The 1,631-nt window shown below is 69.5% G+C and carries 3 protein-coding genes; all 3 read right to left on the reverse strand.

The window, feature by feature from the left end; genetic code table 11:
• A partial coding sequence (locus tag Ae331Ps2_RS34440; RefSeq protein ID WP_217695662.1) for a hypothetical protein occupies nt 1–419 on the reverse strand: 419 nt, incomplete at its 3' end.
• 5 nt (nt 420–424) lie between these two features.
• A complete protein-coding gene (locus Ae331Ps2_RS34445) occupies nt 425–871 on the reverse strand; it encodes a DoxX family protein (protein WP_075313173.1) in 447 nt (148 codons plus the stop codon).
• A gap of 426 nt (nt 872–1,297) precedes the next feature.
• Nucleotides 1,298–1,631: hypothetical protein (locus Ae331Ps2_RS34450; protein WP_254864922.1), on the reverse strand; the 334-nt coding region annotated here is incomplete at its 5' end.

The raw sequence follows: 1,631 nt of genomic DNA on the forward strand, positions 1-1,631 counted from the left end.
GTTCGCATTCCCGCCCTCTCTTCGTTCCCGGTCCAGAGGTTCACACCGCGTGGTTGATCGAGCAGATTGCGCCGTCCGAGTGCGGTCCGGAGTTGGTGCGGCAGGCGCTGCTGGGCCCGGTGCCGGGAGGAGCGCATCGAGCCGCCGTCTGCGGCGCGGATAAGGAGCATGGTGGCCTCGGCGCTGCACCGCGCCGGGGAGGCCCTGTTCATCCGGGTCACCGCGCGGATCCCGCAGCCGGTCACCGAGCGGCTGCGGGCGCTGATCCCCGCCGGTGACGGCGAGGACGACGCGGACCGCGAATACCGCGAGCAGACCTCGACGGGTCGGGGCGTGGGGGTGGCCGGACGGGCGGGTCCGTCGCTCCTTGCGTTGATCAAGAGCGAAGCGGGCGCGGTCAGCCCGGAGAGCATGCTCACCGAGATCAGCTTGGGTCAGGCCAGGTCGCGGGTGGGGGTGTGTGGCGCCGGGTGCCCAGGATGGTGTCGACCGCCCAGGGTCCGGGGCCGGTGGCGGCGAGCAGGAGCGCTCCTGCGGCGATGACGCCGACCAGTTCCCAGCCGCCGTCGGTGACGAACACGGTTGTCGGGGAGTGGACGAGCACGACGGCTCCGGTCATGTTCACGACGACGATGACGGCGGCGATGGTGGTGGCAAACCCGACGATCAGCGCGGCACCACCGAGGAGCTCGATGGTCATCGCCGTCGCGGCTACGGCGGCGGGCGCAGGGACGCCCATCTGGGTGAAAGCGGTGACGACCTCGTTGAACCCGGTGGCTTTCTGCGCGCCGTGAGCGATCAGGACACCGCCGATCAGGAGCCGGGCGAGGAGGTGCGCAATCAACGCAACCGTCGGCGGAAGTGGGCGCATGACGGGTTCCCTTCACGATGGATACAGGCGGTCACGATAGTGGTGAGCAACGGGGCCGGCCCGGGTGAACCGCTGCGCCTGGACACCACCCCCGTTTACCCCGGGCCCGGGGCTTCCTAAGAGTTATCTGGAACAGTTCCAGTTTTATGGGGTGGCGCCAGCGCGGCGCTTCAAAGCGGTGGTGCGGTCGAGGTGGGCGAGTGTAGAGGCGCCGGTTCGGGACGTTGTCGTTGCCGGGCTGTCGGGGATGTGGGAGAGCCCCGCCCCGGGGGTGGGCACCCTGTGGGTCAGTGCCGTGGTCCCTCGGGGCGGGGCTCTGTCCTGTGCGCGGTCTGTGTGCTGTTGCTCGACAGAAGAGCAGACCGCGTGGTCGCCGGCGTGGTGAAGGTTGGGCCGTCGGCGAAGCAGTGCTGGGTGGTGCGGATGTTACTTGTGGCCCTTGACGGTGTCTCCGGCGGCGCCGGTCTGGGCGCAGTTGTCGGACTGGTCGGTGACCGAGTGTCCGGACTTCGCGGTGCCGGATCCGAGGATCCCGAGTGCGCCGGTGAGGCCGTTCGCGGCGGCGGCGTCCTCGATGGGGACCTGCAGCCCGATGAGGTTGAGCGGGATGTTGTTGTTGCAGGCCTGGATCGGGACGTTGATGTTGTTGCCGTTGAGGCCGGCGATCAGGCCCTCGGCGCTCTTGTCGATCCCGTCACCGTGGTCACCGCTGTGGGTGCCGTGGGCCATGGCCACCGGGGAGAGCGCCATCAGCGATGCG

The sequence above is a fragment of the Pseudonocardia sp. Ae331_Ps2 genome, from assembly GCF_001932405.1.
Classification (GTDB): Bacteria; Actinomycetota; Actinomycetes; order Mycobacteriales; family Pseudonocardiaceae; genus Pseudonocardia.

Excerpts from the sequence above, each read along its gene's own strand:
- Ae331Ps2_RS34445 (WP_075313173.1), bottom strand. The coding sequence starts at position 871 with ATGCGCCCACTTCCGCCGACGGTTGCGTTGATTGCGCACCTCCTCGCC.